The 16,989-nt window shown below is 61.5% G+C and carries 12 protein-coding genes; 7 read left to right on the top strand and 5 right to left on the bottom strand.

All coding sequences use genetic code 11. The annotated features are described in order from the left end of the window. Positions 1–3: 3 nt before the first annotated feature. From BSY240_RS02575 to BSY240_RS02565, 3 genes are all read right to left on the bottom strand, one after another. Positions 4–825, bottom strand: coding sequence for a sulfite exporter TauE/SafE family protein (locus BSY240_RS02575; protein ID WP_069041308.1), 822 nt, complete (start codon positions 823–825; stop codon positions 4–6). Positions 826–1,236: 411 nt separating this feature from the next. Then, entirely contained in the window at positions 1,237–2,037 is an 801-nt protein-coding gene (locus BSY240_RS02570; RefSeq protein WP_069041307.1) for a hypothetical protein, read from the bottom strand. Between the two features lie 164 nt (positions 2,038–2,201). Beyond that, positions 2,202–4,016, bottom strand: coding sequence for a methyl-accepting chemotaxis protein (locus BSY240_RS02565; protein ID WP_054151375.1), 1,815 nt, complete (start codon positions 4,014–4,016; stop codon positions 2,202–2,204). A gap of 178 nt (positions 4,017–4,194) precedes the next feature. Here BSY240_RS02565 and BSY240_RS02560 point away from each other — a divergent pair, with 178 nt between their 5' ends. Then, positions 4,195–4,584 (top strand): acyl-CoA thioesterase, encoded by a 390-nt coding sequence (locus tag BSY240_RS02560; protein WP_082347838.1) that lies wholly within the window; start codon positions 4,195–4,197, stop codon positions 4,582–4,584. 6 nt (positions 4,585–4,590) lie between these two features. On the opposite strand, the gene BSY240_RS02555 is transcribed toward BSY240_RS02560, so the two are convergent. Continuing rightward, positions 4,591–5,358, bottom strand: coding sequence for a helix-turn-helix domain-containing protein (locus BSY240_RS02555; RefSeq protein WP_069043799.1), 768 nt, complete (start codon positions 5,356–5,358; stop codon positions 4,591–4,593). Positions 5,359–5,506: 148 nt separating this feature from the next. Between BSY240_RS02555 and BSY240_RS02550 the strand changes: the two genes are divergently transcribed. Beyond that, a complete protein-coding gene (locus BSY240_RS02550; RefSeq protein WP_069041306.1) occupies positions 5,507–5,944 on the top strand; it encodes a hypothetical protein in 438 nt (145 codons plus the stop codon). A 61-nt stretch (positions 5,945–6,005) separates the two neighbouring features. On the opposite strand, the gene BSY240_RS02545 is transcribed toward BSY240_RS02550, so the two are convergent. After that, complete coding sequence (locus BSY240_RS02545; protein ID WP_069041305.1) at positions 6,006–6,356, bottom strand: DMT family protein; 351 nt, start codon at positions 6,354–6,356, stop codon at positions 6,006–6,008. A gap of 322 nt (positions 6,357–6,678) precedes the next feature. Between BSY240_RS02545 and BSY240_RS02540 the strand changes: the two genes are divergently transcribed. The 5 genes from BSY240_RS02540 to BSY240_RS02520 all read left to right on the top strand — a co-directional run bounded on the left by BSY240_RS02540 (position 6,679) and on the right by BSY240_RS02520 (position 16,961). After that, positions 6,679–8,688 carry a putative bifunctional diguanylate cyclase/phosphodiesterase gene (locus tag BSY240_RS02540; RefSeq protein ID WP_236759303.1) on the top strand — a complete coding sequence of 670 codons (2,010 nt, stop codon included), beginning with the start codon at positions 6,679–6,681 and terminating at the stop codon, positions 8,686–8,688. A gap of 66 nt (positions 8,689–8,754) precedes the next feature. Continuing rightward, positions 8,755–9,675, top strand: a complete 921-nt coding sequence (locus tag BSY240_RS02535; protein WP_069041304.1) for an HNH endonuclease — start codon at positions 8,755–8,757, stop codon at positions 9,673–9,675. 117 nt (positions 9,676–9,792) lie between these two features. Next, positions 9,793–12,918, top strand: a complete 3,126-nt coding sequence (gene uvrB, locus BSY240_RS02530) for an excinuclease ABC subunit UvrB (RefSeq protein ID WP_069041303.1) — start codon at positions 9,793–9,795, stop codon at positions 12,916–12,918. Positions 12,919–13,375: 457 nt separating this feature from the next. Beyond that, the gene (locus BSY240_RS02525; RefSeq protein WP_069041302.1) at positions 13,376–14,833 is read left to right on the top strand and encodes a hypothetical protein; all 1,458 of its coding nucleotides are present in this window, start codon (positions 13,376–13,378) and stop codon (positions 14,831–14,833) included. Between the two features lie 1,627 nt (positions 14,834–16,460). Further along, a complete protein-coding gene (locus BSY240_RS02520) occupies positions 16,461–16,961 on the top strand; it encodes a hypothetical protein (RefSeq protein ID WP_069041301.1) in 501 nt (166 codons plus the stop codon). Positions 16,962–16,989 lie beyond the last annotated feature (28 nt).

The raw sequence follows: 16,989 nt of genomic DNA, 5'->3' as shown, positions 1-16,989 counted from the left end.
CCCTTACCCCACCAAACTCCAGAAGAACCGCGCCGACACAAACAGCAGAAACACCGCAAACCCCATTTCCAGCTGCCGCTTGTTCAGCCGGTGCGCCAGCTGCGCGCCATAGGGCGTGACCAGCATAGCGATCGGGAAGATCACCGCAAAGGCAATCCAGTTGACATAACCGGTGGAAAAGGGCGGCAGGCCCGCCTCGCCCCAGCCGGCATAGATGAAGCCGAAAAAGGCCGGGATCGAGATCAAGACGCCTACACCTGACGACGTCGCCACCGCCTGGTGGATCGGCCGGCCGTAGAGCGTCATGAAGGTGTTGTTGAACACCCCGCCGCCAACCCCCATCAGCCCGGAAAAAAGCCCGATTGCCGATCCGGTGAGAAATCGGAAGGGCTGGCCCGGCAGTTCTGTGCCCAGATGCATCCGGTTGGAGAGGAACAGCATGCGGGCGGCAAGCACCAGGCCCATCACCGCGAAGAACAGGCGAAGACCTTCGCTCGAGACGTAAGCCGCGACCACGGTGGCGAGAAGGGCGCCAAGCGGCACCGCGATCGTCCAGCCTTTGAGGAGGTCCATATCAACAGCCCCGCGTTTGCGATGCGCCTGGAACGAGCGGATCGAAGTCGGCACGATCAGCGCCGTCGAGGTTCCCACAGCCAGATGCATGATCACCTCCTCCGGGATCCCGGCATAGCCGAAGACCTGGTAGAAGACCGGCACCAGCACCGCGCCCCCGCCAATCCCGAAGACGCCGGCAAGCAGCCCCGCCACAGCGCCGGCCGCCGCCAGAAGAGCGACGAAAAACAGGATATCGGCAATCGGCGGCATGGCTACTCCGGAGATAAGACCGCCCGGCCGGGCGGCGAGGAAAGCGGCAGGATCAAGCGCGGGGCCCCGCTCGACGATGTGGTGGAAGGCCAACCAACCCCTGCCCAAGCCTCTAGGCGCTCACCGCCCCGCCCGCAAGCCTGCCAAAGCCCCGGGCGGTACGGCTCGCGCCCCTCCTGCCCCCACAATCGCCCATCGCCCCGGCACCCGGCAGCAAAGACGACCGTACCGCCGGATTAAGCCCTCCCCCTTGGGGGTGGGTTGGGAGGGGCCTTCCGAAAGAATCCAGGCACCATGGTCAGGCAACCACACCCCCGCCCCCGCCGGTGAGGTCCGGGCCAGAACGTCAGCAAGCGCTTACCAGACAAAGATTAGGCATTTAGCAAAATAGGATAGGGGCTGAGGAGCGGCTCAGCGGCAGTTCCGCTTGTCGAGATAGAGCGAACAATCCTTGCCCGCAGGCGCTCGCGCTTTCGAAGCCGCCGCTGTCCGCCGGCTCGAAACGGGGACCGGATCATCAATGCCGGAATTGCCACTATCCACCGAAAGCGGCAGGATCCCGCCCTCCTCCGACATCTCGGCCACCTGCGTTTCCTGCATCACGGGCTGCTGCGCCCCGCTCGGCCCCGTCACGATCTGCGCCGGCTCGTCGAAGCCGATCCCGTCGACCACCGGCTGGCTGGTATTGCCCTCGGCGATCGCCATAGCCCCGCCTTGCGTCACCACATGCGGCTGCACGCCGACCGGGCTCGTCGCATCCGCGTAAGCGACATCGGAAATCCCGGGCTCGGCCCCGATCCCGAGCGCGCCGTCAATATTGACGCCGCCTTCCGGGATCACCATCGCGCTCATCGTCTGGTCCTGGGCGTCAACAGGCGCCTCAGTGCCCGCCGCCATCATCGGCGCGGCCTGCGACGCATCGCTGTCAGCCAGGTTAGGTGTATCGAGATAGTCGAGCCCCTGCGCCCCGCCATTCGCAGCCCCTGCCGGCGGCGCATAGGCGGCCGCCTCCGCTCGTGGGTCGCCGACGCGACCGACAAGCACCCGCCCGTCTTTGCTGCGATCGACCTTGCCGATCAGCTGGTCGCCGGCGCGCGGCCCTCCAACGTCAGCGAAAGGAATCCGGTCGCTGCCGGAACAACCGGCGACGAGAAGGAGCGAAAGGACGGCAACCGTCAGCCGGCTGCCAAGGGACGAAAACGCAACACTCATTTCACCCTCGATATCCCCTTATGGGACAACGAAAGACAGCATAGGCGATCCCGGCTTAATGCGCCATGAACGAAAACCTTGAGGAATCCAGGGCAAAAATTAGGGGCCGGCAGATCGCTCCGCCGGCCCCGGTCTGTCGATTGTCCGTGCGTCAAGCCTGACGCTTACGCCGCCCGGCGATGACCGGCCGCCGCCTGCGCAGCGTTCACCTTGAGGCGCGAGAGCAGCTGGCGCAGGTTGTAGCTCTCTTCCGCCAGCGACTGGCCGGCAGCCGAGGTTTCCTCGACCATCGCCGCATTCTGCTGCGTCATCTGGTCCATGTGGTTGACCGAGGTATTGATCTCGGCCAGGCCCGTGGCCTGTTCCTTCGCCGCGGTCGCGATCGTGTTGACGCTTTCGTTGACGCGGTTGACCAAGGCCTCGATCTCGATCAGTGCCTCGCCGGTCGAGCGCACCAGGCCAACGCCGGTATCGACTTCGGCAGCCGATGCGCTGATCAGCGTCTTGATCTCCTTCGCCGCATTCGCCGAACGCTGCGCCAGTTCCCGCACTTCCTGCGCCACGACCGCAAAGCCGCGACCCGCTTCACCGGCACGCGCCGCCTCGACGCCGGCGTTCAGTGCCAGCAGGTTGGTCTGGAAGGCGATTTCGTCGATGACGGAGATGATCTGGCTGATCTTCTGCGAAGAGCCCTCGATCCGGCCCATGGCATCGACCGCGCTGCGCACGATCTCGCCGGAGCGGTTGGCGCTCGACTTGGTCTCGGCCACCATCTGACGTGCCTCATTGGCGCGTTCAGCCGCCGTGCGAACGGTTGCGGTGATCTCGTCGAGGGCCGCCGCCGTCTCTTCGAGGGCTGCCGCCTGCTGCTCGGTGCGCTTCGACAGGTTGTTGGTCGCCTCGCTGATATTGCCGGCCGAGGACGTTACGATGTCACTCGTCTGGTTGATCGCGGCAATGACGCCGCCCAGTGATTCCACTGCGCGGTTGAAGTCGTCGCGCAGCTTTTCGTATTCCGAACCGATGACGCCGATCTGCACGGTGAGATCACCTTCTGCCAGACGCTCCAGCGCCGAACCCAGCGCATTGATCGCATGGTTCTGCCGCTCGGAAGAGGTGCGCAGATTGAGCTCGTTGCGCTCGCGTTCGCCGTTCAGATTAGCCTGCTGCTGCGCTTCGCGATCGCGCAGCTCGATGCGTTCGCGCACGCTGCCACGCAGAACCTCAAGCGTCTTGGCCATGCCGCCGATCTCATCCCGACGCTCGATGTCACCGATGGAAACGTCGACTCGCTCCTCAGCGATGTCGTTCATTGCGCCCTTCAGGCGGTTGATCGGATGCACGATGCTGCGCACAACGAGATAGGCAAAGAACACCATGCCGATGCCCGCAAGACCAATCACGACACCATAGCGGAGCGCCGTGCCGCGGAAGAGCACTGCGAGGTCATCAGAATAGACGCCCGTGCCGACCACCCAGCCCCATGGCTCGTAGCCGATCACATGAGACAGCTTCTCGACCGGCTCTTCGAAGCCAGGCTTCGGCCAGTAATAGTCGACGAAGCCTTCCTTGCTAGCCTTGACCGTATTGACGAACTCGACGAACAGGAACTTGCCGTTCGGGTCCTTGTTCTGGCTCAGATCCTTGCCGTTCAGTTCCGGCTTGATCGGATGCATGACCATGGCCGGCTGCATATCGATGACGAAGTAGTAGCCGTCAGGATTGTAGCGCATCGCGCCGGTGACTTCCTTGGCACGCGCCTGCGCCTCCTCGCGCGACAGCGTGCCGTCAAGCTCCTGCTTGTGATACGTGTCGAAAATCGAGATCGCCTGATCGTTGATTTGGGCCAGACCCAGACGACGCTCGTGTACCAGCGCGTCATATGATTGAACGAGGCTGTATGTCAGTGTGCCCACGAGTACCGCCAGAGCCAGTGCGACCAGTGCGTATAGCCGCACAGACAGAGACACCGATTTCATGCTTTCCACCCCCAACTTTGATTCGAATGCCAAATTTTGATATTTATCAGTTCTAAACTCCGTAAATGCGGTCTTACAAAATATTACGGGTACTTTTTTGTATGTGAATATTAGTAGTGGCGCACCGGCTGCTCCGCGTACTTCTCTGTGCAGCACACAGAGGAGTCTCGACAGAATGATGATCGGTACAACGCAAACACCCACCGGCGAACTGACCCTGAGGACACTTGCCATGCCGGCAGACGCCAATGCGGCAGGCGATATCTTCGGTGGCTGGGTCATGGCCCAGATGGACCTTGCCTGCGGCATCCGGGCGGCCGAGCGTGCCCGAGGCCGCGTCGTCACGGCTGCCGTCCAGGAGATGGCCTTTGCCATGCCGGTCAAAATCGGCGACACGCTGTGCGTCTATACGGAAATCAGCCGCGTCGGCCGCACATCCATGACGCTCAAGGTCGAGACCTGGGCCCAGCGCTATCTGACCCATGTCATGGAAAAAGTCACCGAAGCGACCTTCGTCATGGTCGCGCTCGATGCTGATGGCAAGCCGACGCCGGTGCCCCAGGCCTGACCGGCCTCAGCCGGCCATGCTGAGGAAGAAAGCTTCGCAGGCGTCATCCGACGGGAAGAACATTTCGATCTTGATATCCGCGAGCGCGATGTCATCCGCCGTGCCGAACTGCGTGATCGTCGAGAACATCGGATAGACCATTCCACCGAAGCGAAAGCGCACCGCCAGAACCGGTGGCAGTTCGCCGCTTACGCCGTGATCGCCCTCTCCCACCTCGCAAGCCAGCGCCTCGGCTGCCCGCTCCAGCATCGCATCGCCGCCGAGATGAGCGCTTTCCAGTCTGAAACGGGCCGCCAGATGCCCGGCAACCTCATGCCAGTTCTCCACCAGTTCTGCGCCCTGTCCGGGCTGCAGCAGGAAGTCGATGAAGCTGTCCCCGGCAGCAAGGCCGAAGCCCGACAACATGGCATGACCGCTCGCATTGGCATCCATCACGGTCCAGCAGCGATCGAAGACAAAGGCCGGATAGGGCATATGCCCGGCAATCATGTGGCTGATCGCCCTGCGGATAGGTGCCATGGTTGCGCTGTCCAGCGGCCGGCGGGCATAGGCCGCGCGGTAGCCTGCCGCATCCAGCATCAGGTTGCGCTCGGCCCGCGGCACCTCCAGCGCCTCGCCGAGCCGCAGAACCATGTGCCGGCTCGGCTTCGCCCGTCCCGTCTCAAGAAAGGCGATGTGCCGCGCGGAGACATCGGCAACCAGCGCCAGCTGCAATTGGCTCATCCGTCGCTTGCCGCGCCAGTTGCGCAACTGGCCACCAAAATCACCCGTCATGACATCCTCCATGCTGCAGCGTTCCGAGCGGCAATTGCAAAAACTTCTGGCAGATGCAGCGCGCCTCGTCACTTACCTGCGGAGTAATTGCGACACGTCCGGCCGGCCGCCATGGTCACGTCATCGCAACCGGAAAGGAAAATTGCCAATGTCCCGTGATTTTGCCGCCACCTGGCTGAAGCTCACCAGTCTCTTCATCGTATTGCTGGGCCTGCTCGTCGCCCTCGGCGCCCACCCGGCCGTTTCGCTGCCGGCAACCCTCCTCGCCGACGCGGTGTTCTGGCCGCTTGACGGCGCCCAGCCCATAGATACCCAGGCCGCCCGCGTACTCGCTGCCATGGGCGGCGGGGTCATGGTCGGCTGGGGCGTCATGATGTGGCTGATCATCGACCGCCTGCTGCCGGCCGATCCAAAGCTTGCCCGTTTATTGATGATCGAGGGGACATTTGCCTGGTATCTCGTCGACAGCACCGGCTCCTTCGCATCCGGCGCGAGCGTCAACGTCCTGCTCAACACTCTCCTCTTGGCTGCCATCGTCCTTCCGGCCTGGCGTATCGGCACGGATCGCGTCGCTACCGCAAGCTAGAGAAACGGTGGCCCCAAACCGGCCAGAAGACGGCGCGACCAGAACTTGGCCGCGCCGCCTTTCATCCGCGAAAGACGAAGGCAGCCCCGGCAGCGATCAGGGCAAAGCCGATCACATGGTTGATGGTCAGGCTTTCCTTGAGCAAGAACACCGTGAAGCCGGAAAAGACGATCAACGTGATGACTTCCTGAATGGTCTTCAACTGCGCGGCCGAATAGACCTCCGCACCAATCCGGTTGGCAGGAACCGCCAGGCAATATTCGAAGAAGGCGATGCCCCAGCTCGCGACGATCGCGATCCAGAGGGCGGACGTCTTGTATTTGAGATGCCCGTACCAGGCGAATGTCATGAAGACGTTCGAGAGGGAAAGAAGCAGGATCGGCCAGAGAGCGGCGGGAGAGAGGCTCGGCATGGAGAACTCGTGAGATGGAGGGGGAGATGCAGGCGACCCATGAGTCGCCTGCACATATCTACATATCAATTGGTCTCGACTATGGGCTGTGCATTCTCGGCCGCCACTGAATTCCCTTGCGTGTAGCGTTTTGCAACCTGCGCGACGAAATCAGGGCTTGGAAGGCCAGAGTGAAAGCGGGCAAATGCGACGCGAACTCACATTTAAGCACCACCAAAAAGTTGCCGATGATTTCTAGTTAAATTGCGGCGAGCCGCGATAACACCCCGTTAAGTCGCTCTTGTTATTGATGTTTTATTGCGATTGGTATGGGTTTTGTTTTATGTGGTTGAACGAGAGCCGAAGCGGCGGAACAGTGCCGGCAGTGCTGCAAGCCCAGGTGGCGGACATCGCCGACGGCTATCGCTCCACACTCGTCTTGAACCTGATCACACTCACCGTCTGCCTGTTCATCCTGCACCTTCAGAACGAGGCAGGCTGGACAAACGTCTCCTGGTATGTCGTGTCGATGATTGTGGTCGCCATCAGGGCCTATACCATGAATGCGCTCAATCGGCGCGGCAAGCTGTTGTCGGCGCCGCAGAGCAGCCTGACCATTCTTTCGCTCGGCGCGCTCGCCTCGGGCATCGTCTGGGCCGCACTGCCCTGGACAATTGACGACTTCGAACCGCTCGGGCGCCATGCCCCACTCTTCTTGATGATGGGCGGCATGGCCGCCGGATCGGTCGTTAAGCAGATCGGCTACACGCCGCTCGCCTTGAACTACTCCATCCCGATTCTGCTCTCCCTGATGGTCAATCTGATCGGCAACTGGCGCTTCAATGACGTGCTGGTCGGCGTCTGCCTCAGCCTGATGATCTTCGTTTTCATCCGCCGCAGCCTCTGGGCGGAGCGTATGTTCGTCAACAGCCAGGTCGCCCGCCATGAGGCGACCGCACTCGCTGATAGTCTGACCCGTGCCAACAGCGACATCCTTCGTCAGAACTCTCGTCTCGAAGCCTTGGCCAACCGTGACACGCTGACCGGCCTCGCCAACCGCATGTTCTTTCACGGACGCCTCGCCGGCGACATCGCCAGGGCCGCCGTTGTCAACGAACAGGTCGCCCTGCTGATCTTCGACGTCGAGCGTTTCCAGTCGATCAACGACACGCTTGGCCATAGCGCCGGCGATGCGCTGCTGCGTGAGATCGCCACCCGCCTTGCATCGCTCGTCGAGGACGGCAGCCTGATCGCCCGTCTTGGCGGCGATGAATTCGCCGTGGTCGTCAGCGGTCCGGATGCTCTGGACCGCGCCCGTACCCATGCGGCCGCCGTGCTCGAAGCCAGCCGCCGGCCGATTCACTGGCACCAGCGCCAGTCCGTCATCGGCCTGAGCGTCGGCCTCGCGGCCTATCCAGATCACGCAGACAATGCCGAAGAACTGCTCGCCTGCGCAGACATGGCACTCTACGACGCCAAGCGCGCCGATCGCCGCCAGCTGCGGGAGTTCGACCCGGACCTGCGCCGCAATGCCGAGCGCAAGCGCATCATCGAGCAGGACCTCGACCGCGCCATACAGAGCGGCGCCATTGGCGCCTGGTTCCAGCCCCAGGTCGACCTGACGACACGCCGCATCACCGGCTTCGAGGCGCTGGTGCGCTGGCAGCATCCGCAGCTCGGCTTCGTGTCACCACCGGAAATCGTCAACGCCGCACGCACGGTGCATCTCTCGGAACAGCTCACGGCAAGTATCGCCCGCGATGCTTGCCTGCTCGCCCGCCGCCTGCCTGATTTCCACCTCGGCGACGTGACGGTGGCACTCAACGTTTCGCCGCGGGAATTTGCGCTCTATTCCGTGCCTTGCATGCTGCAGCGTGTCACTAGCGCCCATGGCGTGGCGCCATCGGCACTCGAGATAGAGATCACCGAGGAGGCCATTCTCGATCCCGCACTGGCCGACGAGCAGTTGAAGCAGCTCGAACAGGACGGTTACAAGCTCGCCGTCGATGATTTCGGCATGGGCCATTCATCCCTCGCCTATCTGATCGGCCTGAAGGTCGACCGCCTCAAGATCGACCGCAGCTTCGTCAAGGACGTCGCCCGCAGCGAGACCAACCAGAAACTGATCTCGGCCATGATCAGCCTCGGCCAGTCCCTCTCCCTCGACATCGTCGTCGAAGGGGTCGAGACGCCCGAAGACGCCGCCATCCTCGCCCGCCTCGGCTGCAGCATCGCCCAGGGCTATCTCTTCGCCCGCCCCATGCCTGCAAACGCCCTCGACACTTGGATCGCCGAGAACCAGCCGACCGCACTCAAGCGCAAGACCCGGTCAAAACATCTGTCGGTGGCGTGATTGAACGATGGTTGCGTCCGCCGACTACGGCTGCATAGTGGCGAAGCGAAATGACTCGGGACGGCCATGGCAAAGGCGATTTTCTACCACAAGGACGGGAGCGGCTATAAGGATGTCCGAGGACAGCTTTATCACTTCCCGAAAATGTACCTCTCCCGAGTGCAGCAGTCTCTGGGTGACTGGATCGTCTATTACGGCCCCCTGACGGGCATGCCGAGCCGCTACTACTCTGGCCTTGCCAGGGTCACGGCGATCGACGACGACAACGAGATTGCGGATCACTATTACGCCAGGTTGGCTGACTATATCGATTTTGACCGTCCACTGGATTACCGCGAAAACGGCGGGTTCGAGCGGCAGTTGGTAAGCCCCGATGGAAGCGTCAATCCCGGGCGCAGCGTCCAGGCAGTCCGCGTGATCAGTGACGGTGAATTTGCTGCCCTGGTGAACAGCGGCCTGTCCGAACCCGATGAGTGGCCGCAAAGGATCGACCAGGCGGGAGACAGTCATCTGCCAGCCGACCCCCTAACCTACTTCGAAGTCGATGAGCCAGCGCAAGCCGGGTATGTCGCAGACGGCTATGAACGGCCGATCCTGCAGCAGACGATCAATCGTCCGTTCCGGGATGCGAAATTCCGCCAGCATATCCGGCAAGTCTATGACAGGACCTGCGCCTTCACGGGCCTTCGCCTGATCAACGGCGGAGGCCGGCCCGAAGTGGAAGCAGCCCATATCGTGCCCGTCGAACGCGGCGGCAACGATTCTGTGCAAAACGGTATCGCCCTCTCAGGCACCGTCCACTGGATGTTCGATCGCGGCCTCCTGTCACTCGCAGACGACTTCACCATCCTGCAGTCCCGCCAGTTGAACGAGGACATCTCCCACCTGCTCGTCAAGGACGGCAAGGCACGCGTCCCGGCCGCCCCGCATCTGCGTCCGCATCCCCATTATCTCGGCTGGCATCGCGACAACGTCTTCAAGCACTGACGCCCTCTCCCTCCTGCCACCACGCTGGCAACAACCTCCTCTTCCTGTTGCGTTTTTGTTCTGATTATCCTGGCCCCGCCCCTTCCCTTTGCCGGCGCGCTTCTCCATATTCCGGCCATGGCCAAGTCTCCCAAATCCTCCGCCCCCTCTGATAGTTTCGAGGAAGCCCCGCAGACCGCATTCGAAGGCGCGCCGCTCGCAGGCTCCGTCTCCGACTGGGTGAAGCAATTGGAGGCGGAAGCCGAGGCGTCCACCGTCGAGAGCCAGCGCGAACTCGCCTCGAAGGCCGGCAAGCACCGCAAGAAGATCGAGATCGAGGCCCGCCGCCATGCCGAGAAGGTGGCGCTGGAAAAGGCCAAATCAACGGCCGCAGGCCGCAAGCCCGAACGGGCGTCCGAGCCCGTGCGAGGCCCCCGCGGAGCGAAGTCGCAAAGCGACGACAGCGTGAGCGCGAAGCAAACAGCCAAGAACACCACCTCGACCAAGACCTCCCGCGGCGTCTCCATCGGCGCCTCCAATGACCCGAAGACCCGTGCCGCCGCCGGCCTCAATCCGATCGCCGGCATGGATGTCAGCCTCGAAGAAGCCGAATCGCTGGCGACCGGCGCCGTCACCGCCACCGTCGAGGCCCTCACCGCCCTGATCGAAAGCGGCAACCCGCTGTTCAAGAACGGCGAACTCTGGATGCCGCACCGCCCGGCCCGCCCGCAAAAGTCCGAAGGCGGCGTGCCGATCCGCATGGCCTCCGACTTCGAGCCCGCCGGCGACCAGCCGACCGCCATCCGCGACCTCGTCGAGGGCCTTGCCAATGACGACCGCACCCAGGTCCTGCTCGGCGTCACCGGCTCGGGTAAGACCTTCACCATGGCCAAGGTGATCGAGGCCACCCAGCGCCCCGCCGTCATCCTCGCGCCGAACAAGACGCTCGCCGCCCAGCTCTATTCCGAGTTCAAGAACTTCTTCCCCGACAACGCGGTGGAATATTTCGTCTCCTATTACGACTACTATCAGCCGGAAGCCTATGTGCCGCGCTCGGATACCTTCATCGAGAAGGAGAGTTCGATCAACGAACAGATCGACCGCATGCGCCACGCCGCCACCCGCGCCATCCTCGAGCGCGACGACTGCATCATCGTCGCCTCCGTCTCCTGCATCTATGGTATCGGCTCGGTCGAAACCTACACCGCCATGACCTTCCAGATGTCGGTCGGCGACCGCATCGACCAGCGCCAGCTCTTGGCCGACCTCGTCGCCCAGCAATACAAGCGCCAGGACATCAACTTCGTCCGCGGCTCCTTCCGGGTCCGTGGCGACACGATCGAACTCTTCCCCGCCCACCTGGAGGATGCCGCCTGGCGCATTACGCTGTTCGGCGACGAGATCGAGAGCATCACCGAATTCGATCCCTTGACCGGCCACAAGACCGGCGAGATGAAGACGGTGAAGATCTACGCCAACAGCCACTATGTCACGCCGAGACCCGCCCTCAACGGCGCCATCAAGTCGATCAAGGAGGAGCTGAAAATGCGCCTCGCCGAGCTGGAAAAGGGCGGCCGCCTGCTGGAGGCCCAGCGCCTCGAACAGCGGACGAAATACGACATCGAAATGCTCGAGGCCACCGGCTCCTGCGCCGGCATCGAGAACTATTCGCGCTACCTCACCGGCCGCAAACCCGGCGAGCCGCCACCGACGCTGTTCGAATACATCCCCGACAACGCCCTGCTCTTCATCGACGAGAGCCACGTCTCCGTCTCCCAGATCGGCGGCATGTATCGAGGCGACTTCCGCCGCAAGGCGACGCTGGCCGAATACGGCTTCCGCCTGCCCTCCTGCATGGACAACCGCCCGCTGCGCTTCGAGGAATGGGACGCCATGCGCCCCCAGACCGTCGCCGTCTCCGCCACGCCCGGCAGCTGGGAAATGGAGGAGGCCGGCGGCGTCTTTGCCGAACAGGTCATCCGCCCGACAGGCCTCATCGACCCGCCGGTCGAAATCCGCCCGGCCAAATCCCAGGTCGACGACGTGCTCGGCGAGATCCGCGAAACCGCGCTGAAGGGCTACCGCACCCTCGTCACCGTGCTCACCAAGCGCATGGCCGAAGACCTCACCGAATACCTGCATGAACAGGGCGTGCGCGTCCGCTACATGCACTCCGACATCGACACGCTGGAGCGCATCGAGATCATCCGCGATCTCCGCCTCGGCGCCTTCGACGTGCTCGTCGGCATCAACCTCTTGCGCGAAGGCCTCGACATCCCGGAATGCGGCTTCGTCGCCATCCTCGATGCGGACAAGGAAGGTTTCCTCCGCTCGGAAACCTCGCTGGTCCAGACCATCGGCCGCGCCGCCCGAAACGTCGACGGCAAGGTCATCCTCTATGCCGACCAGATCACCGGCTCGATGCAGCGCGCCATGGACGAAACGTCCCGCCGCCGCGAAAAGCAGATGGCCTACAACACCGAACACGGCATCACGCCTGAGTCGGTCAAGGCCCGCATCTCCGACATCCTCGACAGCGTCTACGAACGCGACCACGTCCGCGCCGATATCTCCGGCGTCTCCGGCAAGGGCTTCGCCGATGGCGGCCATCTCGTCGGCAACAACCTCCAGGCCCATCTCAACGCGCTGGAAAAAGATATGCGCAACGCCGCCGCCGACCTCGACTTCGAAAAGGCCGCCCGCCTGCGCGACGAAATCAAACGCCTCAAGGCCGTCGAACTCGCCGCCATGGACGACCCGATCGCGAAGCAGGAAGCGAAGAATATCGAAGGCGGCAAGGGCCGCGGCACTCCCCTTCTCCCCGCTGGCGGGGAGAAGGTGCCCGGTAGGGCGGATGAGGGGCAGCCCCACATCTCCACGTCAGGCCGCAACAAATCCGGCGCCCCGGAAGGCAAGGGCAGCTATTTCTCCAAACCCCATATCGACGACATGGGCCCCGGCACCGATGGCGCCGTCCCCATGCCGAAATCCGGCCCGGAAAGCTCCTATTTCCGCAAGAACACCCTCGACGAAATGACCGTCGGCCGCACCGAGAAACCGGTGACCGGCAAGCTACCCGAGAAGCCGGAGGCTCCCCCTTCTCCCCGTTCACGGGGAGAAGGTGCCCGAAGGGCGGATGAGGGGCAACCCGACGACCCCCGCCCCATCATCCGCGCCCGCTCCGGCGCCGGCTCCTACGAGGATCCGGCGGATCAGAAGCGCAAGGGCCGAACGAAGGGCAAGACGGGGCGGCCGGGGCGCTAGGTCATCTCCCCCCTTGCGGGGGAGAATGGAATTTCAGCATCTTAGCGCAGCTAAGTGCTAGAAATTCCAAGAGAGGGGCACAAGCGGAAACCATGCAAGACCTGGCAAACCTGCTCTCTGATATCCTCAGTTACATGACCGCCGGCTCGCGCAGCCGTTCCCGCAGCGTGCGATGGCTGGTGCGGGGTGTGATGGTAGTGTTGATGGTTGGGTTGTTGTGGGGGATGTAGCAACTATGGCCACCGACTGCTAAATATAGCATCGTCGAGGACCTCATTGAGCCCGAAATTTGGCGTTCTTCGCATCTGAACTTTCAGGTAACGTGCAAGGCGCCCACTCTGAATGAGAAAGCCCAACAGCGCCCCATCCACAAGATACTTCGACTGTTAGCAACAAGAAACACCGTTGCTATAATGACACTCTCGGATAAGTTGCTGTTCGAACGGAGGGGTGCTTCATGTCACTTTTTGCAACAGAATTTCCGGTAAAATCGAGCGTGGATAAAGCCGCGTTCCTATCGCAAGTCATAGCATGGCTTCGCGGAAACAATTTCAGTAAAGTGCTTGATGAATTTGACAGCAAAGACCTCGACAAGAGCCACGCTCACATTCGCTCGGCGAACCATGAAGAGCTGATATTTCGTGAGCTAACTGATGACGGAAGCAATAAAGCGATCGGTTTTCGTCATGACATTCCAGACGACAACGGGCGCTTATGGCGCACTGAAGCGGTGCTGAGATTTAGTTTTCCTTCTAACGACCTCAACCTAATCAGTTTCAAAACGCAGTGTCTTGCCAAGTGGCCGACTGCTAGGACTGACGTACCCAAAAAGCCGTTTTTGATTAAGGCAATAATTGGTGACAGTTGGCAGTCGTCGGACAAGAGCTTGCCGGTATCGGACAAGCCGGTATGGCTGAGCGAATCCGAACAAGACGTCCTACGGGCTGCCTCCATATTTCAATCCACGGCAAGCAAGTTCCTTCCTATAGTCTACATATCAGCCAAGAAACCAAATGAGTGGCAGCTAGATAGAGTTGCAATAGAGAAGCTAGCGTATGAACTTGGTGGAGTTGCGCACGTTGTTGTGGAACCTTCTCGAGGGTTCTCATTCAAACTCCGCGATGCTACGGCAGGCAAAAACTCGTATGGTGGGACCATCGCGCTAGTCGCCCCAACTTACGGAACATTGCGTCGCTTCTTTTCTGGCGGAAACGACATAGACCGGTTCGAATTATCGCAATCCGTAAGAGCTGCCGCGACATCAGTCCGCTCCCAGATGCCAGTGTTGGGGTGGGATTGGCTCAATCTCCAAGAGGCTTGCTTAATTGATCAACGAAACAGAGAGCGAACGCGCTTAACAGCGGAAGAAATTGAATATATCTACCAGGAAGAAATACGAACAAAAGATGAGAAGATAAATGATCTTGAAAATCAACTTCTCGAAAGGCCAATAACCACAACCCAAGGCTCGGGCCCGGGAGAAGAGTTTCTCGTAAGCAGAGAATTCATAGAACTGATGTCTCCAGAAATATATCCGAACGAGATTTCAGACAGAATACGCCTCGCCGTACAATCTTGCTTAAAGCACGCTGACAGCGATGGATTAGATAAGAGAAGCAAGAATATAATTGAAGAAATAATCAAAAATTCTTCGTATTCAGACGACGTAAGCGAGCTCTGCAACGACTTAAAACGAGCATCTAGGGACCCCAAAAGAATGACTGCTGAAGTAAGCAGCTTATTACTACGCCATGGGTATATCGAGAAATCGGACAATAAGCATATCCGACTTGAACCTGTAAAAGGCATGGGCGGGCTTGAAAACATCACCCTTTCGAAAACGCCGGGAGATAAACGAGGTCTGGAGAACAGCCGCAAGCAGATCGAAAAAATCCTCGGAATCAACAAATTTTGAAGTCAATTGGCGATTCTCAAGGACTTATCGGCCCAATCTCAGAGGAAGTTGCACCAGTCTGCGTTTCCCACACCGTTAGTCACCGCCCCCTCCGCACGAATCGCGCCCCCCCCCCAAGCCAGGAAGGACGGAAAATCGAAGGCTCAGGCGAGCGCAAGCCGCCTAAACTTCAGATTTTCCTAGAGAGGGGCACGGTTCCGTTGGCACTCACCTCACCGAGCCCCCCCTCGTGCGAAATCTGAGGTTTGACATCCGGATCGGGCCAACTCCTCTCACAGCCTTCGCGCGGTGTCGCGCTCAGGCCTCCGTTCGCTCAATTCGACTCAATGGATCGATTTCTGGCCTTCGGGCACCGCTCCGAAGTCTCCGCAGCAAGGAGGGAGATGGGACCCGACTTTGGCTTGTGACTGGATCCTCGGGTCAAGCCCGAGGATGACGACCTCTAGCCCGGGGGAGGCATTCTCCTCGAGCGTTGTGCGATCTCAACGGTGGTGGAGGATACATGTCGCTCCCCTACACTCCGTCATCCTCGGGCTTGACCCGAGGATCCAAACACAAGCGTGCCAAGGCCAGACACCCCCGCCAGTCCGCCACAAATCGCCAAAAAAAGGGGGACGCCCCGACCCGATTCCCCAACAAAATCAACAAAAAATCTTTTTTTCATCCCCGTCCATTTCCACGCCCTTACCCTGATCCCCGTCCCGCCCTCGGATACACCTGACGATGCGATGTCAGGCGAGGCGGGGCCGGCGCCGGGGTGGCGTGCTCTCGCAGGCACAAATCCCCGGCCCGCTGCAACGGTCTCCCTCTGGACGTGGGGCTGGTAACGAAGGTGATGGGGTCGGATGCCTCTCACCGGATACCCCGATCGGAAGGACGTGCCTCAGAGGCACACAGACAAGGCGCCCACGCCGTCGCAAACATACCAGACGGCGGGGCGGATAAAGCGGCGGGGATGATGGTGAGGTCGCGAATGGCCAGACGATCATCCCCCGGGCGAGGGTCCCGGTCGGAATGGTGCACCATCCGACGGGAACCTCCCGGGCCACCGGCCAGGCTCTGGCAGAACACTCTACGGAGGACTCTGCCAAGCCGGACCCTACGCCCGGTCATCCTCGGTCCTCGGGTCAAGCCCGAGGATGACGAGGACCGTCGCCGCCTTGCCAGAGAGACGCATGCAGCGGGAAAAAACGCCGAACGAGGCGCCGGAAGGAGCCACATACATTACTTAGACAGGTTGCTTCTGGCGCCTCGTCCGAAACAAGCATGACCCACCCGGAGGGAGGCGATCCCGACCGGCGGCGAAGCTTGGGGTTTTTGACAGTTCAGTTCCTGGAGGGTGGAGAGCGGGCCGCAAGCGCGGAGCCCCTCTCCCCCTTGGTGGGGGAGAAAGCGATTTCGATGAATTAGGCGAGCGCAAGCCGCCTAAACATCTGAAATCGCAAGTGAGGGGGTCCGTTCGTCGTGCCACCATCACCGATCCCCTCACCAACAAAATCTGAGGTTTAGCCCTGATCGGGCTAAGCCCTCGATTTTGTAACCTCTCCCACAAGGGGAGAGGCACCCCACCCGCCCATTCCTTGCTTCCCTATTTCGCCAATTCCCTAACAACCGAAAGGAGCCCGACATGCCAGACCCACGAACCCCCGCCCCCGAACCGCTGGAGCTGCGCCTGCTGCGCGACACCTTCGACGAACGCGGAATACCGCGCCGCTGCCCGCGGCGCCAATGCCGCCGCAGCCGGCACTGCAGCGGCGCAGCACTCAGCCCGGTCGCCCCGCTCACCGCAGACGAAAGGCTGCCGCCCTGCGCCCTCCGCGCCAAACCCGAAGCACGCCGGCAGTTCCTGGCCATGGCGAGTGACCTGCTTCCGCCTCTTGATGACAGCACCGCCCCCGGCATCTGGCCGGATGACAGAGAGGCGGCCAACCACCTTCGCCAGGCGATCGCGATCGTCGAGCGCATCCACACCCGCCCCGGCCCGCATCCGGACAGCGAACGGACAGCGCTTGCCGCCTGGGCCGCCTGCGACCCAAACCCACAACTATCCGCCGTCTGCCGCCGAATCTGGCGCCACATCAAGCGGGAGACAAAGCCACGCGCAAATCCGGGCTCCGCGCCGTCATGAGGCAGGCCCCCATCCTGCGACAGGACAT

Source organism: Agrobacterium sp. RAC06 (assembly GCF_001713475.1).
Taxonomy (GTDB): Bacteria; Pseudomonadota; Alphaproteobacteria; order Rhizobiales; family Rhizobiaceae; genus Allorhizobium.
This window is presented reverse-complemented; position numbering and strand designations above follow the sequence as displayed.

Coding starts and splice junctions, on each gene's coding strand:
- BSY240_RS02540 (WP_236759303.1), top strand. CDS start 6,679: ATGTGGTTGAACGAGAGCCGAAGCGGCGGAACAGTGCCGGCAGTGCTG.
- BSY240_RS02525 (WP_069041302.1), top strand. CDS start 13,376: ATGTCACTTTTTGCAACAGAATTTCCGGTAAAATCGAGCGTGGATAAA.
- BSY240_RS02555 (WP_069043799.1), bottom strand. CDS start 5,358: ATGACGGGTGATTTTGGTGGCCAGTTGCGCAACTGGCGCGGCAAGCGA.
- BSY240_RS02545 (WP_069041305.1), bottom strand. CDS start 6,356: ATGCCGAGCCTCTCTCCCGCCGCTCTCTGGCCGATCCTGCTTCTTTCC.
- BSY240_RS02550 (WP_069041306.1), top strand. CDS start 5,507: ATGTCCCGTGATTTTGCCGCCACCTGGCTGAAGCTCACCAGTCTCTTC.
- uvrB (WP_069041303.1), top strand. CDS start 9,793: ATGGCCAAGTCTCCCAAATCCTCCGCCCCCTCTGATAGTTTCGAGGAA.
- BSY240_RS02560 (WP_082347838.1), top strand. CDS start 4,195: ATGATCGGTACAACGCAAACACCCACCGGCGAACTGACCCTGAGGACA.
- BSY240_RS02565 (WP_054151375.1), bottom strand. CDS start 4,016: ATGAAATCGGTGTCTCTGTCTGTGCGGCTATACGCACTGGTCGCACTG.
- BSY240_RS02520 (WP_069041301.1), top strand. CDS start 16,461: ATGCCAGACCCACGAACCCCCGCCCCCGAACCGCTGGAGCTGCGCCTG.
- BSY240_RS02535 (WP_069041304.1), top strand. CDS start 8,755: ATGGCAAAGGCGATTTTCTACCACAAGGACGGGAGCGGCTATAAGGAT.
- BSY240_RS02570 (WP_069041307.1), bottom strand. CDS start 2,037: ATGAGTGTTGCGTTTTCGTCCCTTGGCAGCCGGCTGACGGTTGCCGTC.
- BSY240_RS02575 (WP_069041308.1), bottom strand. CDS start 825: ATGCCGCCGATTGCCGATATCCTGTTTTTCGTCGCTCTTCTGGCGGCG.